The organism is Gemmatimonadaceae bacterium (assembly GCA_016720905.1).
In the GTDB taxonomy this organism is placed as follows: domain Bacteria; phylum Gemmatimonadota; class Gemmatimonadetes; order Gemmatimonadales; family Gemmatimonadaceae; genus Gemmatimonas.
This window is the reverse complement of the sequence record JADKJT010000009.1, coordinates 77064-102258: the sequence shown is the minus strand read 5'-3', so window position 1 is coordinate 102258 and position 25195 is coordinate 77064. Positions and strand designations below refer to the sequence as shown.

Here is a 25195-nt window from a genome sequence, read left to right as displayed (position 1 = left end):
AGCCAGAGAAACGGCGCAGAGTGCGACGGAGAGCAGTCGACGGAGCATGGGCGGGGGGGAGTTTGTGAGGCGGGCAGCGGGGCCGACGAGAACATACAGCCCCACGGCGTCGCTTGCCGACAATTCCCCCAACCCGGGACAGCGATCAGGTGGCGATGGCAGGACCCGCGCGTACCAGCCGCTGATACTCCATGTACATGCTGACTCGCCACCGGGAAATCATCCCGAACGCCAGCACAAACAGCACACCGGCCGTCTGCATCGGTGACACGAGATGGCCGATGTATCCGCGCAGTGCGAAGCGCGCGGCCACGAGCCCCACCAGGATCCACAGAAATGCGCGTGAGCGCCTGAGGACAATGTCAGTGCCACGCCACTCCAGTCGCGATGATCGCCGCAACGGCTCGGCCAGCACCAGGGCGCCCAGCGCGAATGCACCCAACGCCCAGCTGAGCGGAATCCTCGACGGCGGATAGAGAAACATGCAGAAACCGGTGCTCATCCCCAGCGGCGGAATCACGATGAGGGGTACCGTCACCGGCCGCTGCGTCTCGCGCATTCGCCAGCCGAGCATCACCAGGGCACCGCCAAGCGTGGCGGCCGCGCCAGTGAGCATCGATGTGGGAATCGGTATCATCGGGTTGGACAGAATCGGGTGAACCGTGCCTCACCTGAACAATGCATGAGCGCCGATCGGCGCGACACTGTGGTACACGGAAACCCCCGAATCCGCATGTCCGTATGGATGATTCTCCCCACCTGACAGGAGTGCCTCATGGTTCGACGGGTCAAAATGTGGCGTGGTGTCGCAGTCGTGTTCACCCTGGTGAATCTGGGCGGGGCCGGGTATGCCGCCATGCTGAGTGAGTGGTCGCATGCCGGCTTGCACGTGGTGCTCACGCTGTTGGGGGTGTACGCCGTCTGGAGGCTGTTCAGGGGTGCGGAACCTGACATCCAGCAGCGCGCTGGGCCGACGGACGAGCGGATTGAGTTACTGCAGCAGTCGGTGGATGCCGTCGCACTGGAGGTCGAGCGCATTGGGGAGGCGCAGCGGTTCAACGCCAAACGGCAGGCCGAGCGGGCCGATACCCCTAAGTAGGCGCGGGGGGAACACCACGTCGCTTCACAGGGTTTACCGATCATGAAGGTCGCCGTGGCGCTGCTGCTTGCCCTCTCGTCTGGAATTCCCCGCGTGTCCCTCGGACAGCCGCCCTATCAACAGGCGGCCGACTCCGCGCGCCTGTTCCCATCCGTCTCGGGGTCCAATCTCGAGGGTCGCAAATTCTCGTTACCTGCCGACTTCGGGGGCGATTTCAACGTCGTGCTGGTGGCCTTCAAGCGTGAGCAGCAGAACGATGTCGACACGTGGCTGCCCTTTCTCCGTGAAACGACGGCCCGCCGAAGCGATGTGCGCGTGTACGAGTTGCCGACGCTCAATCGGGGCTACCGGTTCATGCGCGGGGTCATTGATGGCGGCATGGCTCGGGGCATTCCGGAACGTGCAACCCGCGAAGCCACCATCACCCTGTACATCGACAAGTCCCCGTTCAAGCAGGCGCTGGGGATCGACAGTGAAAGCCAGATCCGGATATATCTGGTGGCGCGCGGAGGCCGCGTGCTGTGGCACGGCAACGGGCGCTATTCGGAAGAGCTCGCGTCGGCGTTGGCCGCGATGTTGGCGAAGTAGGCGGCATCTGGCAATCGCCCGAACGGGCTCGACGCTACTTTCCCAGATTGTCAATCATCGATTGCGTGATCAGCACCCTGCCCTTGTCGGTCCGTCGGAATCGTTTGGCGTCCAACGTCGCGTCTTCGCCCACCACGAGCCCCGCCGGAATGCGCGTACCACGGTCGATCACCACGTTTCGCAGACGTGCCGAGCGACCGATGTCCACATAGGGCTGCACGACGGCGCCGTCCAGATAGGCCCACGAGTGCACTTTGACGCCGGTGAACAGCAGCGTCTTGTGAATACGCGCGCCCGACACGATGCAGCCACCTGACACGAGCGAGTTGAGCGCGAGACCTCGTCGACTGTCTTCATTGTGCACGAACTTGGCCGGCGGCGTGATCTCGCTGTACGTCCAGATGGGCCAGTTCTGATCGTAGAGGTCGAGCGACGGCGTCACGCTGGTAAGATCGATGTTGGCTTCCCAGTAGGCGTCCACCGTGCCTGCGTCACGCCAGTAGGCCTCCACCTCCGACTCCGCCTTTACACACGAGGTGCTGAAGCGATGCGCCACCGCCTTGCCGTGCGCCACGACATAGGGGATGAGGTCCTTGCCGAAATCGCGACTGGACGTGGGGTCGGCCGCATCACGACGCAGCAGCTCAAACAGGTACGCGGTGTTGAAGACATAAATCCCCATGCTGGCCAGCGCCATGTCAGGATTGCCGGGAATACCCGGCGGGTCGGCCGGCTTCTCCAGGAACGAGACAATGCGATCGCTCGCGTCCACGTGCATCACACCAAATCCTGACGCTTCAAGTCGCGGCACCTCCAGCACACCCACGGTCACGTCGGCACCCTGGTCCACGTGCTGCTGCAGCATCAGCTCGTAGTCCATCTTGTACACGTGGTCGCCGGCCAGGACGACCATGAACTCCGGGTGGTACGCCTCGATGATATCGATGTTCTGGAACACCGCGTCGGCGGTCCCTTCGTACCACTGCGTTTCAGACACGCGCTGGCTGGCCGGCAGGATGTCGAAGCTTTCGTTGCGCTCCGGCCGGAAGAAGTCCCAGCCACGCTGCAAATGCCTGATCAGGCTGTGCGCCTTGTACTGGGTGGCCACGCCAATACGGCGAATTCCGGAGTTGAGCGCATTCGACAGGGCAAAGTCGATGATGCGGGTTTTACCGCCAAAATAGACCGCGGGCTTCGCGCGGCGGTCGGTGAGTTCATACAGGCGAGAGCCGCGCCCGCCGGCCAGTACATAGGCCATGGCGGTGCGCGCCAGCGTTCCGTGGCGATGCAGGGGCGTCATACCAGAATCATGTTGAACGGGTGCAAGCGGCGGAAGGGTGTGGTATCACGTACATTGGCGCAGTACCCGATTCGGCTGTGCCCGTCACGATAACCGCCTGCCCGTCCGCCCATGCACGTCCTGTTCGCCGCTGCAGAAGTAGCCCCGTTCATCAAGACCGGAGGCCTGGCCGATGTCGCCGGTGCGCTCCCCGCCGCACTCCGCTCGGCCGGCCACGACGTACGCGTGGTGATGCCCCGCTATCGCGAACTGCGGGAGCGGGGGGTGCCGATGGAAGGACCGATCGCTGCCACGTTTCTGCCGGTTGGCAGTGGCTCGGAGGAGCTCCGCGTGTGGCGATTGACCGATAGCGCGGTGCCCACGTACCTGCTGGACATTCCAGCGGCATTCGAGCGGAGCGCCATTTACGGCGAGCACGATGATGATCGCCGATTCATCCTGTTCACACGCGGCATCCTGGCGCTCATGCAGCACTTGCGTGAAGTCGAAGGATGGCAACCCGAGGTGGTGCACAGTCATGACTGGCATACGGCGCTGTTGGCCAACTACATGAAGACGATGTACTCGTACACGTTTGGACACATCGCCACCGTGTTCACCATTCATAACCTCGCCTACCAGGGACAGTTCAGTACGCGCTCGTTGGCGTTGACCGGGCTCAGCGACCGCGGCATGATCGAGGACGCCATCGGACCGGGTATCGCCGGGTCGTTCAACGCCATGGCGCGTGGCATCGCGTTCAGCGACGTGATCAGCACCGTCAGTCCGACGTACGCGCAGGAGATCATGACGCACGAGTACGGCGAACGTCTGGACGGGTTGCTGCGCAGTCGTCGCAACCGGGTGGTTGGCGTGCTCAATGGCATTGATTCGGTCGCCTTCAATCCGGCCACCGACCCGCACCTCATCGAGCCGTACGATGCCGATGACATGGTCGGCAAGGTGGAGTGCAAGCGTGCGTTGCAGCGCGCGTTCGGGCTCCCGGTCGCTCCGGAGCGACCCCTGCTGGGCATTGTGTCACGACTGGTGGAACAGAAGGGGCTGGAGTTGCTCGATCAGGTGGTGCCGTCGCTGGTGAGCGAAACCAACGCGCAACTGGTGGTGCTGGGATCCGGCCAGCCGAACATTGCCAACGCCTTTCGCCGTCACGCCCAGCGTCACCCTGATCGCGTCGCCGCGCATATCGGATTCGACGCGCCGCTGGCGCAACGCGTGTATGCCGGTTGTGATGCGTTTCTGATGCCTTCGCGATTCGAACCCTGCGGACTTGGCCAGATGATTGCGTTGCGTTACGGCACGGTGCCGATTGTGCGCGCCACCGGCGGCCTCAACGACACCGTGCGCGAAGGTTTTGACGGCAATGGCTTTCGATTCCACGAGTACGAAGCACGCCATTTTGCCGATGCCATCGGCCGGGCGCTGCACACGTACAAGGACCAGGCCAGCTGGGCGATCCTTCGCGATCGCGGCATGCGTGAGGACAACTCCTGGGCGCATGCGGCGGAACAGTACGCCGCGATCTATCGCCTGGCCGGTAGAAAGTAGGGATTGGCAGGCGACCGCTTCTGGTGCGGCGCGTGCCCCCTATGCATCATTGAGGGATGGATATCTACCTGACGAGTCTTGCTCTTGGTGGCGTGGGACTCGTGGCCATGGCAGCCAGTGGTTTTGGACAGCACGGGCATGCCGGGCACGGCGGTGGCCACGTGGGGCACGACGCCGGCCATGCGGGTCATATTGGCACGCCGGTCATGCCGGTCATGCCGGGCCCGCGGGTCATGCTGGGCATGCGGGCCATGATGCGCACGCGGGTCACTCGCACGACGCGGCCCACGCGTCGTCCGGCGGATCGCAGTTGCTGCTGTCGTTGATGTCGCCGCGATTGCTGTTCAGCGTGTGCCTGGGCTTCGGCATGACCGGTCTGGTGGCGCGCAGCATGCTGGGCGGCCCCTTGCTGCTGGCGGCCGCTGTGGCCGGCGGCGTGCTGTTTGAAGCGCTACTGGTGCGACCGCTCTGGAACTCATTGTTCACGTTTGCCAGCAATCCCGCCCTGACGCTGGAAAGCGCCGTGTCCAGCGAGGCGACGGCCGTCACCAACTTCGACGGCAACGGGCAGGGGCTCATTGCCATCGAAATGGACGGCCAGATGGTGCAACTCCTGGGCACGTTGCAGCCGGACGATCGGGCGATGGCCATTCGCGTCTCGGCCGGTACCCGTCTGCGCATCGAGGATGTGGACGCGGCGCGCAACCGCTGCACGGTCTCACTGCTGTAACATCACTTCTCCTCAATCAGGAACAGATCAATGGACGGCTTAGTGTCGAGCACCGCGATTGTTGTCGGCGTCGTCGTGTTCGTTCTCGTGGCGCTGCCGGTGATCGTCGCGAAGTTTCTGCGCAATGTGGAGGCTGGTGAAATTCGCCTGGTGAGTTGGCTGGCCGGTGGGACCGTCACCTACCGGGGACCCGGCAAGTCGAAGGAAATCCCGTTGCTCACCACCGGCACCACCATCTCCAGCAAGGTGATCAACGTCGACCTCGACATCACCGACCAAACGGCGGATGTGGACGACACCGGTACGCCGCGGCCTATCAAGGTGCGCGTGCTGGCCAGCGCCATCGTCTCCGTCGGCGATTCCGATGTCCTCATCAAGACCGCGGCCAATCGCTTTTTCTCCAAGCAAGCCGCCGACCAGATGAACACGCTCACCGACCTGCTGTCCAGCTCCGGTCGGCGCGCCATCAATCTGCTCACGCACGATCAACTCTTCTCGGCCAAGGCCACACCCTCGGCCTCACGCGCGCTGCTGCCGCCGTCGGAAGGTTCGCTTCCGGTGCGCATGGCGCCAGCGCCGGTCGTGCCTGCTACCCATGGCGACGGCACCGTAATTGAGGACGAAGACGATCCGCTGGCGGTGATCATTCGCAAGGCGTGCTCACGCGAACTCACCGACTTGGGTCTCATCTTCAATTCACTGAACATCAAGATTGTGCAGTCGGAAGTGGCCGAAGCGCGTCGTCGTCAATCGGCGGCGGAGGCGCAGGCCAACGCAGAAATCGTGTCGGCCATGCAGGCGCGCCGTGCCAAGGAAGCGCAGCTTGACGCTGAACGCGCCATCTCCGACAAAACGCGCGAACTGGAGCAAACGAAAGCGGCCAATGCGGCGCTTATCGCGCAAGCCGAGGCCAAGCGACAGGAAGCAGCAGGACTGCAGCGCACGGCGGAGCTCGATGCCACGCAGATTGCGCAGGCACGGGCCAACGCATCAATGGTGCGACTGGAGGCCGAAGCGTCTGCGGACGCCGAAGCCATTCGTATTCGTCGGGTGGCGGACGCCACAGCCGAGAGTATCCAGAAGGTGAATCAGGCCATTCAGGCGGGCGGTGAGGCGTACTTCCGTTATCGCCAGATTGAAATGCTGCCGTCAATCGCGCCAGCCATTGCGCAGGCGCTGGCCGAAGCGCGCATGGTTACTATCTCCAACGGCGACGTTGGCGCACCGGAAACGACCACCAACAACATGGTGAGCGTGATACAGACCGTGCTGGCGGCGCAGATGGTGGGACGAGGCGGTATGCTGGCCAACGAGGGCGATCGGCCCAAGTGAAGGGGTGAACGCATCGACCCTTTCGGTCCAGACGTACCGTCCCGAGTTTCGGAGCGACTTTGAGCGCCTCAACCGTGCATGGCTGGAATCCCATGCGCTGCTTGAGGCTGCCGACCTCGTGTATCTGGAGGACCCCGAGGGACAGATCGTGGCGAAGGGTGGACAGATCTTCTTTGCCCTTGATGGCAACGAAGTGACCGGAACCTGTGCCGCCATCCCGGTGTCCGCGTCGGTGATGGAGTTGGCGAAACTAGCCGTCACACCGGCCGCGCAGGGTCGGGGTGTGGGTCGACGGCTCACGCTGGCGGTGCTCGAGTACGCCCGCGCGGCGGGCGCACGGGACGTCGTGCTGACCTCCAATACCCTGCTGACGTCGGCAATCCACCTGTATGAATCGCTGGGGTTCCGGCATGCCGAAATGCCGGCGGACGTACGATATGAAACGGCCGATGTCTACATGACGCTCAGTCTTTGATGGGACAGGACGAGCGGAAGGCGAAACTCCAACAGCTGCCCCCGCCGTAGGGCCTTCGTCACCCTTCCGAGGAATCTCCCGTGCTCGCTTCGTTCTTTCGTCTGATGGCCCTGCGCCCCCTGCTGTCGATGGCGATTCTGGGCATCCCGGTGCTGGCGCTGATTGCCGTTGGGCTGTTCACGATTCTCGCGCTGAAAGTCCTGATCTTCATTGTGGCGCCAATCCTGCTGGTGATCTGGTTGGTGCGGCGTGTGATGCAGCGAGACCAAGGCTCCGCCCCCTGATTTGAATGCTGAGGTGCGCGCGGCGATTGGTCCGCTGCGCGCCCTCGACACGCTTGCGCTTCGGGCCGATACTTGGGGTTCCTTCCTCCCTGCCCCGATGACCAAGCCGTTTTCGCGACGTGACTGGATCAAGACCGCTGGCGTTGCCGGTGGCACTGGCGCCGCTGGACCTGGTGACCGGCCTGGCGAACATCACGCCAGCCGAGACCCCGGCCACGGCCGTCCCGATCGACATTCGCGCCGCGTACGCGCCCGGCGATGTGGTTGAGCTGTACTCAACCAGCGACGTGTTCATTCCGCCGCGCGGCAACTCGTTCATGAGGTTCAGTTTCGACTTCCCTGAACCCGGCGTGGTTTTCGGCGATCACCGGTTCAGCTTTCTGCTCTTCACCGAGGAGAACACGTACAGCCTTGATCGTGCGCTCATGCGAGCCAGCGGCACTGCCGACGCGCTTGAGCTGACGTGCACAGGACTGGTGTGGGCGGGCGGACAGGAGAAGTCTCCCGGCACGGTGACGGTACGGTTCACCCGCACGGGTCGCACCATCGATTGGGATATCGTGGCCGAAATGGGGAAACCCATCAAGACAGTCACCACGGTCATTCGCGACATTCCACGCGGCAAGGTGTCGTTTGGTGGCGGCGCCTTGAACGACACGCGCGACGGCGACGTGCTGGGTGGCTACACATTTGGCGCTGGCGACCTGCACGGGGCGGGCACACCGCAAAGCATGACGACGGCGGTGTCCATTCTGCAGGCCGCCGAGGCGGACTTCCTGTACCTCACGTCTCAGGACGCCAAGGTGCGCCCCAAGCGCCACTACTATCAGGCAGGCGAACGGGCGTTTCGGCTGGAAGCCATCTACGAGCACGACGCCTGGCGCAACGACACGCGCGTGGTGGTACCACGATGGCAATTGGGTCATGCCGCGACATTTGAAGACGCGATGACGCCACACATGACCCACATCGAGAAGGCGTACAATCTCCCGAGTTGGGAAACGCGCCAGGATGTGCCGGCGTGGATGCGTGACATCGCCATGGTGACCACGCTGCACGGCATGCACTACACGGGCTTCATGTTCAACGACTACGCCCAGCAATTGGCGATTCTGCGATGGATGGCCACACAGATTCCCGCCGAGCGCGTGCTGGTGTTTCTGGCGTCGTGGGATGGACGATACTACTGGGACTATCCCAACTATGTGGTACCGCAGCGCATGGGTGGCGAGAAGGGATTCCGCACACTTATTGGTGAGGCCCGGAAGCTTGGCTTCAAGATGATGCCGATGTACGGCACGAATTCAGCCAACCGCAAGCAGCCGGTGTATGCCAAGGTGGCGTCGGGCGCCACGCACAAGATTGACGGTGATATTTACAACCTGAACTGGGTGGACTGGAACAACGACCGGCATCAGGATGGGTGGCTCACCTACATGAATCTTGGCGACGACACGTGGCGTCATCACATGGAGGGGCGCATCGCCGAGATGATCGAACGGTTTGATGTGGACGCATACTTTCTGGATATTGTGGGTGGGCACGTGAACAGCACCAACGGCGACATGCACGAAGGCACCCGGCAACTGGTGCGGAATCTGCGCGCCAAGTATCCGAAAGTAGTGGGCGTTGGCGAGATGCCGTACGACGCGCTGTATGAATTCATCCCCATGTATCACGCCGGCGGCGGCGGGCGGTGGCGCAAGTATGCGCGGTTCTTCCAGCACCTGAGTGCACCGGCGCCGGGACGCGGGAGCAGTGGCGTGCACGAAGCCGGCTTTGGCCGCTTTCGCACGGAAACGCTGGGGCTCTCGCCGACGGCAATTCCCACCTTGCAGGTGGTGGACGACACCTTCACCAAACACCGGGACACCATGGCAGCAATTATTGCCGAGGCCAAGACGCGGGCCGGGATCGCATGAGTGCGGCGCGTGGGTTGCGCAAACGGGCGCTGCAAGTTTCGCGCGCGCTGCGCGAGGCGGTGTGTGAGGCCAACATCGAGCTGTTTCGTCGCGGCCTCGCGCGATTCACCTTTGGCAATGCCAGCGGCGTGGATCGCGAGTTGGGACTGATTGTCATCAAGCCCAGCGGCGTAGCGTATGATGCGTTGACGCCGGCCCAATTGGTGGTGACCGATCTGCAGGGGAACGTGGTTGACGGCGCCCTGCGTCCTTCGTCTGACCTGCCCACGCACGCCGCGCTTTACCGGGCGTTCCCGCTGGTGGGGGGCGTGGTGCACACGCATTCCATGTTCGCGACGGCATTTGCGCAGGCACGGCGGGAGATTCCGTGTCTGGGCACCACGCACGCGGACTATTTCCATGGTGCCATCCCGGTGACCAAACCGTTGTCGGCCGCGGCCATTGCGGCAGACTACGAGGTGAACACCGGTCTGGCGATTGTGCGACGATTCAAGTTGTTGGACGCGAGTACAATGCCGGCGGTGCTGGTGGCCAATCACGCCAGTTTCTGCTGGGGGGCGTCGGTTGAGCGCGCGGTGGAGCACGCATCGTATCTGGAGGAGGTCGCCACCATGGCGTATCACACCCTGCAGATCGCGCCGAATGCGCTGGCGATACCGCGGGTGTTGCTGGACAAGCATTTTCTGCGCAAGCATGGTGCGGACGCGTACTACGGGCAGCGGTCCTGAAGCGGCTCGCGTTCGCTCTGGTTCTGCCGCACGTTCTGGGTGGTGCGCGACGCTCATCCACTCCATATTCGGCAGGATGATCATCTGGGAGTGCCCGTGGCCGTAGGCCGCGCTGATATCGCGTCGGAACTCCGCGCCTTCGCCGGTTTTCTGGGCGGCGTACCGCAACTGGTTCGCTTACAGATGCCGGTGCAGCAGGCCTTGGCCATCGTTCAGGAGCGACTGCGCTATCGCGAGCGCAATTTTCTGGCGGTGATGGAGCGTGGTGCCTACGGCAATCCCCGTAGCCCCTATCGCGCGCTGCTCGCGATGGCAGGATGCACGCTGGGTGACCTTCGCGCACAGGTGGCCAGCGACGGACTGGACGGCACACTGACGCGATTGCGTCGTGACGGCGTCTATGTCCGCTTCGAAGAGTTCAAGGGACTCGAACCGATCGTGCGCGGCAGCCTGACCATCCACGCCGTGCCGTCCGACTTCGACAACGTAACGTCGCGTCGCTACTACGCTACGACTACGGGCGGGAGCACCGGGGAAGGACGGCGGGTGTTTCTCGATCTCGAACATCTTGAGGCGTCGCTCCCCAGTCGCATCATGGTGCGACATGTCCAGGGCATTTCGGGCATTCCCGCAGCGAGTTGGTCGGACCTTCCCCCAGGTGGAGGCCTGAAGGCGGTGCTTCTGCAGGCGGCCGCGGGGGAGCCCGCGCTGGACTGGTTCACGGCTCGCGCACTGAACGCGCGTACGGTTCCACGACGGTACCGACTGGCTACGCATGCGGCGCTCACGGTGGCCCGACTGGCCGGAGCGAAAGTCGCGTGGCCGCGAAATGTCCCCTTCGATCAGGCCATCGTGCTGGCGCATTGGGCTCGTGAGCAGGTGCTGCGGGTCGGGGCGTGTACGATTCACTCGTCGGTCAGTCGCATTCTCCGCATTGCCATTGCGGCAACAGAGGCTGGTATCGACCTCACGGGTGCCGTGTTGCGTGGAGGTGGCGAACCGCCGACGCCTTCGAAAGTCGCGCAGATTGTTCGATCAGGAGCGACCTTTCATTCGAGTTACGCTTTCACTGAGGCGGGATCGGTCGGGTCGTCCTGTCTGCATTCCGAGAGCCCCAACGACCAACACTTCATGCGCGATCAACTGGCAATGATCCAGGCCTCAAGACCGGTACCCGGTTTTGACCTCGATGTACCGGCATTCTGCTTCACGAGTCTATTGCCGTCGGCACCGAAACTGCTGTTGAATGTCGAGTCGGATGACTACGGCACCGTGGACACACGGCCCTGCGGATGCCTGTGGGAGACACTGGGATTTCCAGAGCACATCCGCGACATCCGCAGTTTCCGCAAGCTCACGGGTGAAGGAGTGACGTTGGTGGGGAGCAATGTGGAGCGTATTCTCGATGAGCATCTTCCCGCGCGATTCGGCGGCACTTCGTTCGACTACCAATTCGTCGAGGAAGAGGACGAGCACGGATTTACAAGACTCACCTTGCGCGTCGCCCCGACGATCGCCCTCGGCGACGACACGGCCATCGTCGAGTTCGTGCTCCATGCCCTCGAGCGGACCGGCGTCGCGGGCGCGCTTGCGCTGCACAGCTGGCGACAAGCCGGTACGCTTCGCATCCGCCGAGAGGTTCCCGTGATGACTGCGCGTGGGAAGCTGATGCCACTGGTCGTCGGCGTGAGGGTATCGTGAGGCCAATGCCGCGCCCACGCCTCGCCTGGGTGCTGTTGATGGTGGTCGTGAGTGCGTGCAGCACCCGCGGCGATGCTCCTCCTGGTGCCCCCCCGCACAAGGTCCGCGTGGCGTTCTCACCGTATGTCAGCTGGGGACCGCTCATCATTGCGCAGTCCGAGGGCTATTTCCGCAACGAGGGACTCGAGATTGAGTTCGTCTCGGCGCTGCATTCGGAGGAGTCGCTCGTCGCGCTGATCACCGGCGACCTCGACGTGCGGCCAGGACCGTTGTCAGCCGGATTCCTCTCAGCCGTGTCGCAAGGCGCGAGAATACGCATTGTTGCGGGCATGGGCTACCTCGCGCGCGACGGATGCCCATACTTCGGCATCATCCTGCGTCGCGGCATCGACACGGTCGGTGTACCGGCGATCAAGCGAATGCGAACGAGTCAGGACGGATACACTCGCTTCCTGGTGAGTCGCATGTTGGCGCAGCGTGGCGTGCAGCTGGAGGACATCGAAACGCTCCGTCTGCCGGCTCCCGTGATGGTGAGTTCGTTGCAGTCGGGGGCCGTGGATGCGATCGCGGCTTCGGAGCCAACGCTCTCGCGGGTTGCCGGAGCCGGCCAGCGGTGGGTGACCGCTCAGGAGTCGTCTCCCGATTTCCAGTGGGGCGTTATTGCCTTCGGCGAGCGATTCCTGTCGCGCGAGCCGGATCTCGGCGTCCGCTTTCTGCGCGCCTATCGACGCGGCCTGGCGCAGTACGCCCTGGGCAAGACGGCGCGGAACGTGACGATTATCGCGCAGGCAACAGGAGAAACACCCCAAGCCACCGGCGACGCCTGTTGGCCAGCATTTCAGTCCGATGCGCGTCCGAACTGGGGCAGTATTGCGACATTTCAGTCATGGGCGCGCGCGGAAGGTTTGCTGGACCAAGCCGTATCCGAGAGCGCGGTGTGGGACTCATCGTTCGTCATGGCCAGCGACCGCGCGGCCGAGCCGCGCAAACGGTGAGTGCGACGGCACGGCATTTCGGCTGCGCCGGCGTTGGCCATACGTTCGTTGGTGACGGTGGCACGGTTGAGGCGCTGACCGATGTGTCAGTGATTGTTCACGAACACCCGTGCCTGCATCGTCGGTCCGAGTGGCTGCGGCCCGTCAACGTCGCTTTCGGTCTTGCACTGTGGGAATTTCGCTCGCCGAACTTCGGTATGACAACTTGGCCCGCATTGTCGAGTGTCACGGTGGTTTTCATATGGTATTTGCCGCTTGGTTAATCCATTTGTTAAACCCATTTCCCCAAACACCCCACCCTGCTCCAGAGTGACGCAACGAATCATCGCAAGTCGTACAGTCGAACCGTCGTCGCCACCGGCGTCACACCCCCCAGCGGCGCCTGCATGCTCAGCAACATCGGGCGACCATCAATCCAGACCGGGTGCAATCCCATGCGCGCGGCCGGCTGCGGGGCGGGTACGAACTTACCGTTTCGGCACACCCAGACGGTGATGTCGTTCGGGCCGGGGTTGGCTTCGTCGAGCACGAGGTCTGGGCATCCGTCGAGGTCGAGATCCGCCACATGAAAGTCCTGGACATAGAAGCTATTGCCGTAGGTTGGCATCAGTTCCGATGTGATGTCCCGAAACGCACCGCCGACATATTCGAGGAACTGCAGTCCACTCCGTTGGTAGAGATCCGCGACCGACGACAGGATCACCACGTGCCGGCCGCCGAACGTCCACTGGCGCATTTTCACCACCGAGGTGCTCGCCGCCCCAAATAGCCCAGTCGGCATCCGTACGGGCGCCGTGCGGAAACCACCGTGTCCGTCGTTCGGGTACATCACCCCGGCTGACGGCGCGTTGCCGGCCGTTGCCAGCAGGAGATCCGGCATCCCATCGCCGGTCACATCGTCGAGCAGCGTGCTGTTGAACATCCAATTCCAGCTGGGAATCGGCGGGTTGGGCGCTCTCGCCACCGAGTCCGGAAGACTGTTCGCATCGTACGTGAAGGTGCCGTCGCGATTGCTGCGCAGCAGATAGGGACCCACGGTGAGGGGACAACCGAGGGTAAACGAAGGTCGCGGATTGGTGACGTACGTTGGAAGGGATTGGTTGCAGCCAAAGTTGCCGGCAATCGTGACCATGATATCCGATACGCCGATGCCGCGCACATCGGCCGCGTCGGTCGAATGGGTCGATGCGTTGATGGGCGGCAAGGCGGCGCTGGCGTCCAGCAATCCTCCGCCGCGCGCGAAGAGTACGGAGTTCCGCTCACCAGGGTACGGAGTGCGGTCGCACCCCATGTTGCCGAAGAAGAGGTCCGGTTGCCCGTCACCGTCGAAATCCCCCACGGTGGCCACATTGTGATGCAGGACGTCAGCGGTACCAACAATGGTCACCGTCGACAATACCGGACCACTGGCAATGCGCACCGCCGCATATCCGATCGGCATGCAGGAAAACTGATTTCGTGGCGCGTCCCACGTTGGACCCGAGAAGACGGCCAGCGACGATCCATCGGCGTACCGCAACACTGCCGACACTCCATTGCTCAGATTCGCCGTACCTTGCAGGCGTGCGACTTCCGTCCATTGCGTGGCATTCGTGCGGGACACCGTGACCATGGCGCTGCCGACCTTGCTGAACGCGCTGGCCGTGATGGTCGACTCGCCGCCGCTCACAGCAGTGACGAGACCGGTGTCTGACACCGACGCAATCGTTGTATACTGGGATCGCCACGATATTGCGCGTCCCGTGAGAGTATTGCCAGCACTGTCCGTGGCCACGGCGCGCAACTGGGCCGTCTGTCCAGGTGCAATCGGAGCCACCAGTGCCGCAATCGTGAGCGACGCAACCCGGATGGCGGTGGCAGCGATAGCGGTTGATCCGCTCTTCCCTTCACTGCTGGCGGATAGGTTGACGGTACCCGGCGCCACCGCAGTGGCCAGACCCGCGGCCGAAACACGCACCTTCGCCGAGTCGCTCGATGTCCAGACAATGGTGCGGCCACTGAGGAGCGCCCCCGCAGCGTTCAACGTGGAGGCAACCAGCTGGCGTGTTTCGCCGATTTCGAGCGTGGCTGTGGCTGGTGAGACGACAACCGTCGCGACGGGTGCCTGCTGTACCGTGATCGTGGCCTGACCCTGACGACTGCCTGCACTGGCGATGATCTGGGCCTGCCCTGGCGTGAGGCCGGTGACTACGCCCCCCGCATCGACCGTGGCGACTGCTGAGGCGCTTGAACTCCAGACAATCGATCCGGTCGCTATGCCCGCACCGTTCTGGTCTTGACCACTGGCGCTCGCAGTAGTGCCCTGACCAACGGTCACAGAGAGCACACCGAGCGACACGGTCAGTGTATTAGGTACCGGCGTCGGCGGCGTGGGTGCCGGCGCATCACCGCCGCTGCAACCGTTGAGTGCCAAGGTGAGCGCGAGTGCCAGCGCACCGCGCAACCGGCCAGCGACCTGACAACCTGAGACAATGCGCATGGAGACTGTGCCCTGGCGAAAGTGGGTGCAACACCCGCACGTCGGTCAATCGACAACGCGAGCGCGCTCCTCAGCGGCAATCGCTCGAACCAGTGACAGCACCTGCCTCATCGCCGTTCGAGGCAAATCTGGCGTCCCCATCGCGAAGTATAGCTGGCGGCACAATGGAAACAGGGACGCTTGACGGCCGCAGCCAGCCCAGTCAACTTCGGCTGCTATGGTCCCCACTACGCCGCACACACCGGCAGCGATCACGCGCGCGACAACACTCCGGGCGCTCATTGGCACGATAGCGGCCGGACTGGCCGCGTTCGTGGTCGTGTTCATGATCGCCCGCGTCTGGATGTTCGCCGCGATCATCGAGGGCCCTGAGGTGCGCGAGCGCCTCGCCGAGGTCGTCCGGATGTTCAACTACGGCCTTCGGTACGACATCCGGGTGGGAGCGATCATGCTCGCGCCGTTGACGATCGCCGGGCTCATCCTGCTGGCATGGCCGCGCGCCGCACGGTCTTACGCCGCGCGCCTCCCGCTCGTCATCGCGACGCTCGTCACGGCGGCGGCGCTCGCGGCCATCGCGAACTACTTCTACTATGTGACGTTCGGCACCTACTTCGACGTGTTCGTGTACGGGCTCGTTGAGGACGATACGCGGGCAGTGCTGTCCACCATCGTCGCGGACTACCCAGTCGTGTGGGTGACGCTCGCCATCGTGGTCGCCGCGATCGTGACGACGAAGGCGACCCGTTTTGTGTCGCGCCGCCTTCTTGCTGCGCCATGGCGACGGCGCCCGCATTGGCAGGAGGCGCTGATCGTGGTCCTGTGCCTCGCCGCCTACAGCCTGGGCATCCACGCGAGGGTCAGCGCTGTCCCCCTCGAGCGCAAGGACGCGCAGGTCTCGAGCGTCAAGGCGCTCAACATGCTCACCCCGAATGCGCTTATGGCGTTGCAGTGGGCGAGAGAGGACCACCAGCGCGAGAGCGAGTTCCCGCGTGCGAGTGACAGCGAGGGGCGCGCGCTGCTCGCGGCGTTTGACGCAGTCCCCGCAGGCGGGAGCGCTGTCAGTGTTGACGCATTCACCGCGCGCACGCCAGCCAATGCCTACCTCGCCGCCAACCCGCCGCACGTTGTGCTGGCGCTCATGGAAAGCCTCGGCACGCACCTCTTGGCGCAAGACGACTCTGCGGCGAACGATGTGCTGGGGCGGTGGCGCCCCTACTGGCGGCGCGATTTCACCTTCACGCGGTTCGTATCGGAGGGGAACAGCACCATGGAATCGCTCGTGCGACTCCTCGTGTCGAGCCCCGCCTCCTACATCACGCAGACACGGCAGCAGCGCGTGCGGTACGTGAGCAACATCATCCTGCCGTACAAGGAGCGCGGATACCGGACGGTGTTCATCACGTCGGGCAACGGGTCGTGGAGGAACCTCGGCGTGTTCCTGTTGGCGCAGGGCTTCGACGAGGTGATCGACCAGAACGAGGTGATGCGCCGGTACCCCGAGGCCGGATCGACAACCTGGGGCACGTTCGACGATTACTCGCTGCGGTACGCGCGCGAGCGACTGGAGGAGGCGGATCGGAGGAACGAGCATGTGTTCATGGTCTTCCTCAGCATGACGAACCACCCGCCGTATGTTGTGCCGGCGCCCTACCAGGCGGGGCCCGTTTCCCTCGACGACGCAACGCGACGCCGGCTCTCGGCGCTCTCCTATGCCCCCGAGCAGGTCGTGCGGACAATGCAGTACGCGAACGACGCGGTGGGAGGCTTCCTTGAGGGGATAGAGCGGGGGGGCCCCGGGGCGCACACGATCGTCGCGGTAACGGGGGATCACAATGTGCGCGGGGTTGCGTATCCGGAGGCCGAGGAGGCCGTCCTCGCGAAGGCGGTCCCGTTCTTCGTGCACGTCCCCGCGCCGTACCGCGCGCATCTGGCGCTGCAGTACGATCCGCGAAGGGTCGGAAGCCACAAGGACATCATGCCGACGCTCTACGCGCTGAGTCTCTCCGACGCGAGGTACTTCCACCGCGGAGTGAACCTGCTGTCGCGCGACGCGCCGTTGTCGCCGTGGTACTTCGGGTTCAACGACGCGCTGGCCATCTCGGACGCGGGGGCGTTTATCGCGGCCGGCGGCGAGTTCCGGCCGTGGGCGGACACGACGGGGCTGCGACTGGGCGCTGCGGTGACGTCGAGCGACTCGTTGACTGCGCAGCGGATGCGGTTCGAAAACTTCCGCGCGCTGACCTGGTGGCAGATGAACCGGCAGGTCAACGGTCAACCATAGGCAAGGCTCGGCTCTAACCGCGCCGAGTCCGCGCGATCGCCTCGAGCACCGCGATGTCTGCGGTGTCCTGCGGACGGCCGGTACGCTTCGAGGCAATCAGCACGTCGATCGAAACCGTCGGTACCGGCACGCCATCGACATCGAACACGGCGATATCGCGACTCGCCTCCTCCCACTGCACGTTCCAGGCGCGTGTGAGCACATCGACATTCGGGGTGTCGCCGATCATCGTCACTCCGCGCTGCAGGAGATCGTCCGGCGTCAGGTCGCGCGCGACCCCGAATGGCAACGATGAGAGCGCTGCGATCACGCGCGCGGCATTCTTCCTCGTTGGCTCGATAAGGACATCGATGTCGCGCGTGGCGCGCGACGAGCCCCAGAGCTGCATGGCGGTGGCGCCGACCACGACGTACCGCGCGTCAGCCGCGTTGAGCAGTGCGCAAATACGCGCGACGCGAACCTGCGTGGCCATCACGTTCGGCCACGCCGCCGCCACTTGGCAAATGCGTCGTAGGTTTGGAACGTGCGCGGTTGCTCGATGGGCCGTGACGACGCCACGGAAAGCACGCCGAGTTCGTCGGCCTCGCGGATCCGCTCGGTGGCCGTCAGCGCAAGGTCGCGCTTCACCTGCGCGGCGCGCGACGATCCGAGGGCATGCACGCTCTCCCGCTCCTGCTCGGCGACGTATCGTCGGATCGCCTCGGCCACGATCCAGCTGCGCGAACGATCCTGCGCGCGCGCCAAACGGTCGGCGGCGGCGAGATCGTCCGGCGGTAGCGAGATCGCGATTTTTGCGTATGCGGTCATACCCAATACTACTCCCTCATACCGCAGTCCGTCAAGCGGGGATTCGCAAGGGGGCTGAGCGACTGTCCGCGCTATCCGCCACGCCCGTGGCGCACCTCAGCGGCAATCCCTCGAACCATTGGCAGCACCTGCCCCATCGCCGTTGGCGGCGAATCCGGCGTCCCCATCGCGAAGTACAACTGGCGATACACCGGATACAGCCGCTCATACACCGCCACACTGCGCGCATCAGGCAGCACTTCCCGATACGGCGGGCACAATGCGGCCTGCGCCTGTTCGATACCGGTAAACTCGCCGCACGCGAGAAACGCAAAGATGGCGCTGCCCAAACTCGTGATCGAACGCTCCGGCACGAGCACCGGCATGTTGAGCACATTGGCGTAGACCTGATTCAGCACTTCGCTCTTCTGCGGGATGCCGCCACCGTGAATGACGCGACGGATCGGCACGCCGTGCTCGCGCATGCGATCGAAGATGACACGGGTGTGAAAGGCGGTCCCTTCGATAGCGGCGTAGAGATCGTCTTCAGCCGTGCTGTTGAGATTCCACCCCAGCGTGACGCCGCCCAGGTTTGGATTCACCAACACGGTGCGATCGCCGTTGTCCCACGTGAGCCGCAGCAGGCCGGTCTGTCCGGCTTGATAGTGGTCAAGGCCCACCGACAGCTCTCCAACGCTTCGCCCGGTTCGTGCCGCCAGCGATTCGAACAAATAGCCGCACGCCGACAGTCCGGCCTCGATGCCCATATAGTCCGGATGAATCGATCCCGGCACCACGCCGCACACGCCGGGCACCAGCCCCGCGCTGTGCGCGATGCCCATGATGCACGTCGCGGTGCCAATAACGTTCACAATGTCCCCTTCCGCCACGCCGGCGCCCACCGCATCCCAGTGTGCATCAAACGCTCCCACCGGAATCGGAATGCCCGCCGTCAGTCCGAGTTGCCCGGCCCATGCCGGGCACAACGCGCCGGCGATGGACTCGGACGTCCGATACGGTCCATTCAGCTTGTCACGCATGCCGGCCAACAGCGGGTCGACGGCCACAAAGAACGCTTCCGGCGGATAGCCGCCCAGCGACGCATTCCACAGCCACTTGTGGCCCATGGCGCAAATGCTGCGGGGCACTTTCGCGGCGTCGGTGATACCACACAGGACTGCGGCCACCATGTCGCAATGCTCGAGCGCCGTCACAAACTGCGAGCGCTTGTCGGGATTGTGGCGCAACCAATGCAAGAGCTTGGCAAAGCCCCACTCCGACGAATACACGCCGCCGCACCACTCGATGGCCGGCAGTTTCAGCTCGTGCGCCACGGCCGTAATGCGTGCCGCTTCATCCTTCGCCCGATGATCGCACCACAGATAGTAGTCGTCGAGTGGCTCCAGTCCTTCGCCCACCGGGATCACGGTGGAGCCCGTGGTATCGAGTGCCAGCGCACGCACCACATTACCGTCGACACCTGCGTCGCGCAGCGCTGCACGCATGGCGTCCACCAGCGCCCTCATGTGCGCCGCGTGCGACTGCGTGGCGAAATCAGGATCGCTGGCCCGGCGTTGCACCGGATACTCGGACACGCCATGCCCGATCACCCCGCGCACACTGTCCACGATGGACACGCGCACACTCTGCGTGCCGAAATCCACTCCGGCCACGACCGTCATGGTCAGCCGTGCCTCAGTACATCCCACCCCATGTAGCGCGTGGTCGCCTCATGGACGGCATCGGCCACATGCGAAAAGGTACCAGCCACATGATGCTCGAATCCGTTGCGACAAATGTGCTTGAGCAGCGCTTGCAGTCCGGCAATCTCCACCACGCCAGCACCGCCGAACGTCGACAGCGGGTCACTGGTGAACTGCCCCTCGCCGACGTATCCGCGAATGACACCGGTCGCGTCGTCGGTGGAGAAGCGCGCGAAACTCATGGGCCCCGCCTTCACCTTGCCGACGATGGTGCCATAGGTGTTCTCGCGCCCCACCGTGCCGGCAATGATGGCCTGGTAGTCCATGGTGTGCGACTCGAAGAAATCGCGCGGCAGGTTGCTGCAGTGAAAGCAGACGGCCTTGTTGGGATCGTCACCGTAGTTGTTGTTCCAGTCCAACAACGCAGCGGGAGTCTGCGAAGCGAGTGTGAGGGCATGCATGCTGATGGTACCCATCACGTCCACTTCGCAGGCACTGGGGAGATTGGCGTTGCTCAGCATGCTCATCACGGTGCATGGCACGACGCCAAAGTACTCCTCCATGCTGGTCCAGCACTGCACGGCGCTGATGGTGACATCCACCTCCTTCATCCAGCGCTCCATCACCAACCCCAACTTGGCCATCTTGAGCAGCGGCACGTCGGGAATGCCACTGGTCTCCACATAGGCTTTCATCTCGTCCAGCTTGGCTTTCACACCCACATCACTGTCGGCCAGGCGCGCGATGCGACCCATGATTTCCGACAGGTCGATTGGCTCGACCGAGATGCCGGTGCGCTCAAGGATCTTCTCGCTGTAGCGCACGGTCTTGAAGGCCGCCGGTCGCGCGCCAATGGCCCCGATGCGCGCCCCCCGCAATCCCTTCACCACGCGGCACACGGCGGCAAAGCCGCGCAAGTCCTGCCGGAAGCCGGGCGACTCGGGGCGCTGGGTGTGCATCGAGGTCAGCGAATACGGGATGCCGTACTGCGTGAGCACATTGCACACCGACATTTTGCCACAGAACGCGTCCCGTCGATGGTCAATCTGCATTCTGGTCGGATCGTCCGAGGTGGCGTGCACCAGCACGGGCACGTGGAGTCCGGCCAGCCGAAGCGTGTCGGCCACGGCACGTTCATCGCCGAAGTTGGGCAGCGTGACCACGACGCCGTCGATCCGATCGCGGTGCTGTCGAAACAGGTCGGCGCACGCTCTGGCTTCGTCGCGGCTTTCGATGGCGCCATGATTGGACGCAGCGGCATCGATGATCACCGCATCGATGCCCTCTTCCTCGAGTGCCCGTAGGATATCGACGCGCCCGCTGGCCGCCAGATGCCCCGGAAAGAAGCCCCGATTGCCCACGATTACGCCCAGGGTCACCCGATGCGGGACCGGGGTCGCGGGCCTGGCAGTTTTCGCCGTGCGTGCGGCCGTCGCCTTGCCGCCAACATTTGATTCCAGCTTATGGATGGTCATGACAAGTGGCGAGATGAAATACGTTGACGGGCATGGTGGCGTCCGTATGTTACAGCGTTCCCGCCCACTGGACAAATACGTCAGACAGACGCCGTGAATATCGCTGCTGCGCCACCATCGCTGCTCGGTCAGTTCCGCGGGTCCATTCTGCGCTCACAGCAGTTCGGACTGGTGGTCGTGCTCCTGCTGTTGGGCACTGCCCTCACCATGGGCGCCGGGTCCCACATTGACCCGCAATCGGGCGAGGTGGTGAACAACTTCCTCAATCGCTACACCCTCATCCAGATGGCCACCGACGCGAGCGCGTTCGCCATCATGGGCGTGGGGGCAACACTGGTCATCATAGCCGGCGGCATCGATTTGTCGGTGGGCGCGATTTACGCGCTGGCAGGCGTGGTGATGGCCATGGTCTTGCGCGCCCTCGGGCCCATGGATCCTTCCACCACCGTGGCGGTCGGACTGGGGACCTGTCTCCTCGTCAGTATCGGCTGCGGCGTTGCCAACGGCGTGATGGTCATCGGACTCGGCGTCCATCCATTCATCATCACCCTGGGCACCATGTGGATTTTGCGCGGCATCGCCTTCGTGAGCAGCCACGCCGAGAGCATTCTCGTGCCGCAGGCGCTCACCGCAGTGGCGAAGGCGCCGCTGGGACTCGGCACGGCGTTGTATCCGGTTCCCCTGCTGAGCATGCTGATGGTGACCGTCGTGGGCGGGTTGTATCTCTCCCGCACCATATGGGGCCGACACATCTTCGCGATCGGCGGCAACCCCGAAGCCAGTCGCTACTCCGGCCTGAACGTCCCGCGCATCACCTTGGGCGTGTTTGTGGTTTCGGGACTGCTGGCGGGCGCTGCCGCCTTTCTTGGCGCGGCATTCTACGGCTCGGCCACCTCGTCCGATGCCAACGGGTACGAACTGTATGTCATTGCATCGGCCGTGGTCGGCGGCGCCTCCCTGTCGGGCGGTAAGGGGAGCGCGATCAGTGCCATGCTTGGCGCGCTGCTCATTGTGATGATGCGACAAGGCATTCGTACGTTGCATCTCGACCAGAACTATGAGTGGATCATCATCGGCACCGCGCTGATTGTTGCGGTGGTGCTCGATCAGCGCGGCTTCAAACGGTTGTCCGAGCGGTTTTCCAGGAGTGCATGAGACCGTGAGTCTCCCTCCGACTTTCACTGGGGTTTCCATGCGTACACAGTCCCTGCAGTCTCGACGCTCCCTCCTACTTCTGGCCGGTGCTCTCACGCTCAGCGCGTGTGGCCGTGGCAGTGACGCCGCCAAGACCACCGACTCGGCGGCCGCCAAGACATTCACGATTGCCATGATCGCCAAGAGCTCCACCAATCCCGTGTTTCTCTCGGGACGTCAAGGCGCCGATGCGGCCGCGGCTGAACTGTCCAAAACGCACGGCATCACGGTGAAGATCGATTGGCTGACGCCGCCAAACGAAGACGGCGCCGTGCAATCACAGCGCATCGCCGAGGCGGTGAACTCCGGAGCCAATGCCATTCTGCTGTCGGCCAGTGACGCGAGCAAAGTGCAGGGAGCCGTGAATGAAGCCGTCGATCGCGGCGTGCCAGTGATGACGTTTGACAGCGATGTGCCGGACTCCAAGCGTTTTTCGTTCTACGGCGGCGATGATGCGAAAATGGGCGTCCAGGTCATGGAGGAGCTGGCAAAGCAGATGGGGGGCAAAGGCCGGATCGCCATTATCGCCGGCAATCAGAACGCGCCGAATCTGCAGGCTCGTGTCAAAGGGGTGCGCGAGACCGCCACAAAGTACCCGGGCATTACCGTCGTCAATGCGTTCTATCATGCCGAAACGCCGCAGGACGCGGCGGCCGAGGTGTTACGCATCAAGAACGCGTATCCCGACATCAACGGGTTTGCGATGATTGGCGGTTGGGCACTGTTCACCCGCACCCTGCTCACCGATCTTGACCCCAAGAAGATCAAGATCGTGTCCATCGACGCGTTGCCCGCCGAGCTGGCCTATGTGGAAACGGGACTGGCGCCCGTGCTGTTTGCCCAGCCCACCTACAGTTGGGGATACGTGTCGGTGAATACCATCTTCGACCACGTCTACCTCAAGAAGGACGTCCCTGCCAAGGTGCAGATGGAGTTGGTCCGGGTGTCCATGGACAACCTGGGCGAATGGGCTCGGCAGCTCAAAACGTGGGGCTTCTCCGACGTCGATCCCAAGTACCTGGCACTCCCAAAGTAATTGTCCGTCCCTCGCATTCGATTCCGCCGCGTCACCAAGCGGTTTCCCGGCATGGTGGCGTTGCGCGACGTGTCGTTTGACGTCGCGCCGGGATCGTGTCACGCCATTTGCGGTGAGAACGGCGCGGGGAAGAGTACGTTGGGCCGGATCCTGGCCGGCCTGCATCAGCCGGATGCAGGGACGGTGGAGATTGACGGGGTCCCGGTGCATTTCGCCTCGCCGCGCGACGCGCTGGCGGCGGGCGTGGCCATGGTGCATCAGGAACTGGCTTTCTGCGACAACCTGACGGTTGGCGACAACCTGTCGCTCCGATCGTTGCCGCAGCGCTATGGATTCATTCGGTCGAGTGCACTTCGTGAGCGCGCACTGGAACTGCTTGAGGCCGCCGGCGCGTCGATTGATCCCGACCGCCGAATGGCATCGCTCAGCGTCGCCGAGCAGCAACTGGTGCAGATTGCCGCTGCGGTGGGGGAGGGCGCCAAGGTCATCATCTTCGATGAACCGACCAGCAGCCTGGGCGACGCCGAGGCGGAACGCCTGTACGCGCTCATGCAATCGCTCAGGTCTCGCGGCGTGACGCAACTGTTCGTGTCGCACCGCATGGGGGAGATCTACAGGCTGTGCGACACGATCACCGTGTTGCGCGACGGGCAGCACGTGGACACGCGACCAGCCACGTCGCTCAGCGAAGCGACCTTGGTGAGGCAGATGATCGGCCGTGAACTCGGCGAGTACTTTGCCACGCACGGCGAGAAGCCGCGTGGCCCCGAATCGCTGCGTGTCGAGCACTTCACATCACCCGGGCATTTCACCGATGTGTCGTTCGCGGTGCACGCCGGTGAAGTGGTTGGGCTGGCCGGACTCGTGGGCGCGGGACGCTCGGAGATTGCGCGCGCCATCTTTGGCCTCGACCCGTCGGTATCGGGGCAGGCGTATGTGCGAGGCAAGCCGGTGACGATGCGCAGTCCGCGCGACGCGATGCGGCACGGCATTGGCCTCGTTCCCGAGGACCGCAAGAAACAGGGACTCGTGCTTGGCATGCGCACGCGGGAGAACGCCACGCTCCCGACACTCTCGCGTTTCGCGCGTGGCGGCTGGGTGAATCGCCGGGCGGAAGGCACCTCCGTGCAGACCAGCTTTGCACGCGTTGCGTTGCGCGCCGGTCCGGAGGCGCCTGTCGCGTCGCTGTCCGGCGGGAACCAGCAGAAGGTGGTGCTGGCCAAGTGGCTCACCGCGGAAAGCGATCTGCTGATACTCGACGAGCCCACTCGCGGCGTTGATGTCGGCGCGAAAGCCGAATTGCACGCCTGGATTGATCAACGCGCCGCAGAGGGCGCGGCGGTGCTGTTGATTTCCAGCGAGCTGCCGGAGCTGCTTACGCTGTCGTCGCGCATACTGGTGCTTCGCGAGGGACAGTTGCGCGGCGAGTTGTCGCGCGCGGAGGCCACGCAGGATGCGCTGTTGCGGATGATGACTGGATTGGGCTTGACTGATGGAGGTTTGAGGGGAGAGGGCCTTAGGGGGGAGCAACCGAAGCGTTGA

23 protein-coding genes are annotated in these 25195 nt (G+C 63.8%); 16 read left to right on the top strand and 7 right to left on the bottom strand.

Features of this window, described 5'->3' with window-relative positions:
• Positions 1 to 145: 145 nt before the first annotated feature.
• On the bottom strand, positions 146 to 637 hold the full coding sequence (locus IPP90_10055) for a cytochrome c biogenesis protein CcdC (protein ID MBL0171058.1): 492 nt from the start codon (positions 635 to 637) through the stop codon (positions 146 to 148).
• A 138-nt stretch (positions 638 to 775) separates the two neighbouring features.
• On the opposite strand from IPP90_10055, the gene IPP90_10050 reads away from it, so the two are divergent.
• Both IPP90_10050 and IPP90_10045 read left to right on the top strand, forming a co-directional pair.
• Complete coding sequence (locus tag IPP90_10050; protein MBL0171057.1) at positions 776 to 1099, top strand: hypothetical protein; 324 nt, start codon at positions 776 to 778, stop codon at positions 1097 to 1099.
• Between the two features lie 42 nt (positions 1100 to 1141).
• Positions 1142 to 1687 carry a hypothetical protein gene (locus IPP90_10045; GenBank protein MBL0171056.1) on the top strand — a complete coding sequence of 182 codons (546 nt, stop codon included), beginning with the start codon at positions 1142 to 1144 and terminating at the stop codon, positions 1685 to 1687.
• Between the two features lie 34 nt (positions 1688 to 1721).
• On the opposite strand, the gene glgC is transcribed toward IPP90_10045, so the two are convergent.
• Positions 1722 to 2987, bottom strand: a complete 1266-nt coding sequence (glgC, locus tag IPP90_10040) for a glucose-1-phosphate adenylyltransferase (GenBank protein ID MBL0171055.1) — start codon at positions 2985 to 2987, stop codon at positions 1722 to 1724.
• 111 nt (positions 2988 to 3098) lie between these two features.
• Between glgC and IPP90_10035 the strand changes: the two genes are divergently transcribed.
• The 10 genes from IPP90_10035 to IPP90_09990 all read left to right on the top strand — a co-directional run bounded on the left by IPP90_10035 (position 3099) and on the right by IPP90_09990 (position 12699).
• Positions 3099 to 4532 carry a glycogen synthase gene (locus IPP90_10035; protein MBL0171054.1) on the top strand — a complete coding sequence of 478 codons (1434 nt, stop codon included), beginning with the start codon at positions 3099 to 3101 and terminating at the stop codon, positions 4530 to 4532.
• A 56-nt stretch (positions 4533 to 4588) separates the two neighbouring features.
• Complete coding sequence (locus IPP90_10030; GenBank protein MBL0171053.1) at positions 4589 to 4858, top strand: hypothetical protein; 270 nt, start codon at positions 4589 to 4591, stop codon at positions 4856 to 4858.
• On the top strand, positions 4858 to 5262 hold the full coding sequence (locus IPP90_10025; GenBank protein ID MBL0171052.1) for a hypothetical protein: 405 nt from the start codon (positions 4858 to 4860) through the stop codon (positions 5260 to 5262). Before IPP90_10030 ends, IPP90_10025 begins: the two co-directional genes overlap by 1 nt.
• A gap of 30 nt (positions 5263 to 5292) precedes the next feature.
• Entirely contained in the window at positions 5293 to 6594 is a 1302-nt protein-coding gene (locus IPP90_10020) for a hypothetical protein (protein ID MBL0171051.1), read from the top strand.
• A 4-nt stretch (positions 6595 to 6598) separates the two neighbouring features.
• Complete coding sequence (locus IPP90_10015; GenBank protein ID MBL0171050.1) at positions 6599 to 7069, top strand: GNAT family N-acetyltransferase; 471 nt, start codon at positions 6599 to 6601, stop codon at positions 7067 to 7069.
• Between the two features lie 80 nt (positions 7070 to 7149).
• Entirely contained in the window at positions 7150 to 7353 is a 204-nt protein-coding gene (locus IPP90_10010; GenBank protein ID MBL0171049.1) for a hypothetical protein, read from the top strand.
• 97 nt (positions 7354 to 7450) lie between these two features.
• Complete coding sequence (locus IPP90_10005; GenBank protein ID MBL0171048.1) at positions 7451 to 7621, top strand: twin-arginine translocation signal domain-containing protein; 171 nt, start codon at positions 7451 to 7453, stop codon at positions 7619 to 7621.
• A gap of 1650 nt (positions 7622 to 9271) precedes the next feature.
• Positions 9272 to 10003, top strand: a complete 732-nt coding sequence (gene araD, locus IPP90_10000; GenBank protein ID MBL0171047.1) for an L-ribulose-5-phosphate 4-epimerase AraD — start codon at positions 9272 to 9274, stop codon at positions 10001 to 10003.
• Positions 10004 to 10099: 96 nt separating this feature from the next.
• Entirely contained in the window at positions 10100 to 11704 is a 1605-nt protein-coding gene (locus IPP90_09995; GenBank protein ID MBL0171046.1) for a hypothetical protein, read from the top strand.
• 5 nt (positions 11705 to 11709) lie between these two features.
• Positions 11710 to 12699, top strand: coding sequence for an ABC transporter substrate-binding protein (locus IPP90_09990; GenBank protein ID MBL0171045.1), 990 nt, complete (start codon positions 11710 to 11712; stop codon positions 12697 to 12699).
• Between the two features lie 322 nt (positions 12700 to 13021).
• Here IPP90_09990 and IPP90_09985 read toward each other — a convergent pair whose 3' ends face one another.
• Positions 13022 to 15178 carry an Ig-like domain-containing protein gene (locus tag IPP90_09985; GenBank protein MBL0171044.1) on the bottom strand — a complete coding sequence of 719 codons (2157 nt, stop codon included), beginning with the start codon at positions 15176 to 15178 and terminating at the stop codon, positions 13022 to 13024.
• A 313-nt stretch (positions 15179 to 15491) separates the two neighbouring features.
• Between IPP90_09985 and IPP90_09980 the strand changes: the two genes are divergently transcribed.
• Positions 15492 to 17459, top strand: a complete 1968-nt coding sequence (locus tag IPP90_09980) for a sulfatase-like hydrolase/transferase (GenBank protein ID MBL0171043.1) — start codon at positions 15492 to 15494, stop codon at positions 17457 to 17459.
• A 13-nt stretch (positions 17460 to 17472) separates the two neighbouring features.
• Here the strand turns inward: IPP90_09980 and IPP90_09975 are convergent, their stop codons facing one another.
• The 4 genes from IPP90_09975 to IPP90_09960 all read right to left on the bottom strand — a co-directional run bounded on the left by IPP90_09975 (position 17473) and on the right by IPP90_09960 (position 21423).
• On the bottom strand, positions 17473 to 17955 hold the full coding sequence (locus IPP90_09975; protein MBL0171042.1) for a hypothetical protein: 483 nt from the start codon (positions 17953 to 17955) through the stop codon (positions 17473 to 17475).
• Positions 17931 to 18266, bottom strand: coding sequence for a ribbon-helix-helix protein, CopG family (locus IPP90_09970; protein ID MBL0171041.1), 336 nt, complete (start codon positions 18264 to 18266; stop codon positions 17931 to 17933). The genes IPP90_09975 and IPP90_09970 overlap by 25 nt, the downstream gene beginning before the upstream one ends.
• 71 nt (positions 18267 to 18337) lie before the next feature.
• Entirely contained in the window at positions 18338 to 19927 is a 1590-nt protein-coding gene (locus IPP90_09965) for a ribulokinase (protein MBL0171040.1), read from the bottom strand.
• A gap of 2 nt (positions 19928 to 19929) precedes the next feature.
• Positions 19930 to 21423, bottom strand: coding sequence for an L-fucose/L-arabinose isomerase family protein (locus IPP90_09960; GenBank protein ID MBL0171039.1), 1494 nt, complete (start codon positions 21421 to 21423; stop codon positions 19930 to 19932).
• Between the two features lie 93 nt (positions 21424 to 21516).
• Between IPP90_09960 and IPP90_09955 the strand changes: the two genes are divergently transcribed.
• The 3 genes from IPP90_09955 to IPP90_09945 are packed head-to-tail and all read left to right on the top strand — an operon-like array spanning position 21517 to position 25195.
• The gene (locus IPP90_09955; GenBank protein MBL0171038.1) at positions 21517 to 22578 is read left to right on the top strand and encodes an ABC transporter permease; all 1062 of its coding nucleotides are present in this window, start codon (positions 21517 to 21519) and stop codon (positions 22576 to 22578) included.
• A gap of 37 nt (positions 22579 to 22615) precedes the next feature.
• The gene (locus IPP90_09950) at positions 22616 to 23653 is read left to right on the top strand and encodes a substrate-binding domain-containing protein (protein MBL0171037.1); all 1038 of its coding nucleotides are present in this window, start codon (positions 22616 to 22618) and stop codon (positions 23651 to 23653) included.
• Positions 23654 to 25195 carry a sugar ABC transporter ATP-binding protein gene (locus tag IPP90_09945; protein ID MBL0171036.1) on the top strand — a complete coding sequence of 514 codons (1542 nt, stop codon included), beginning with the start codon at positions 23654 to 23656 and terminating at the stop codon, positions 25193 to 25195. It begins immediately after the preceding gene.

What these genes read in the sequence shown, in the direction of transcription:
- IPP90_10055 (MBL0171058.1), bottom strand. Translation starts at nt 637, where the DNA reads ATGATACCGATTCCCACATCGATGCTCACTGGCGCGGCCGCCACGCTT.
- IPP90_10050 (MBL0171057.1), top strand. Translation starts at nt 776, where the DNA reads ATGGTTCGACGGGTCAAAATGTGGCGTGGTGTCGCAGTCGTGTTCACC.
- IPP90_10045 (MBL0171056.1), top strand. Translation starts at nt 1,142, where the DNA reads ATGAAGGTCGCCGTGGCGCTGCTGCTTGCCCTCTCGTCTGGAATTCCC.
- glgC (MBL0171055.1), bottom strand. Translation starts at nt 2,987, where the DNA reads ATGACGCCCCTGCATCGCCACGGAACGCTGGCGCGCACCGCCATGGCC.
- IPP90_10035 (MBL0171054.1), top strand. Translation starts at nt 3,099, where the DNA reads ATGCACGTCCTGTTCGCCGCTGCAGAAGTAGCCCCGTTCATCAAGACC.
- IPP90_10030 (MBL0171053.1), top strand. Translation starts at nt 4,589, where the DNA reads ATGGATATCTACCTGACGAGTCTTGCTCTTGGTGGCGTGGGACTCGTG.
- IPP90_10025 (MBL0171052.1), top strand. Translation starts at nt 4,858, where the DNA reads ATGTCGCCGCGATTGCTGTTCAGCGTGTGCCTGGGCTTCGGCATGACC.
- IPP90_10020 (MBL0171051.1), top strand. Translation starts at nt 5,293, where the DNA reads ATGGACGGCTTAGTGTCGAGCACCGCGATTGTTGTCGGCGTCGTCGTG.
- IPP90_10005 (MBL0171048.1), top strand. Translation starts at nt 7,451, where the DNA reads ATGACCAAGCCGTTTTCGCGACGTGACTGGATCAAGACCGCTGGCGTT.
- araD (MBL0171047.1), top strand. Translation starts at nt 9,272, where the DNA reads ATGAGTGCGGCGCGTGGGTTGCGCAAACGGGCGCTGCAAGTTTCGCGC.
- IPP90_09990 (MBL0171045.1), top strand. Translation starts at nt 11,710, where the DNA reads ATGCCGCGCCCACGCCTCGCCTGGGTGCTGTTGATGGTGGTCGTGAGT.
- IPP90_09985 (MBL0171044.1), bottom strand. Translation starts at nt 15,178, where the DNA reads ATGCGCATTGTCTCAGGTTGTCAGGTCGCTGGCCGGTTGCGCGGTGCG.
- IPP90_09970 (MBL0171041.1), bottom strand. Translation starts at nt 18,266, where the DNA reads ATGACCGCATACGCAAAAATCGCGATCTCGCTACCGCCGGACGATCTC.
- IPP90_09965 (MBL0171040.1), bottom strand. Translation starts at nt 19,927, where the DNA reads ATGACGGTCGTGGCCGGAGTGGATTTCGGCACGCAGAGTGTGCGCGTG.
- IPP90_09960 (MBL0171039.1), bottom strand. Translation starts at nt 21,423, where the DNA reads ATGACCATCCATAAGCTGGAATCAAATGTTGGCGGCAAGGCGACGGCC.
- IPP90_09950 (MBL0171037.1), top strand. Translation starts at nt 22,616, where the DNA reads ATGCGTACACAGTCCCTGCAGTCTCGACGCTCCCTCCTACTTCTGGCC.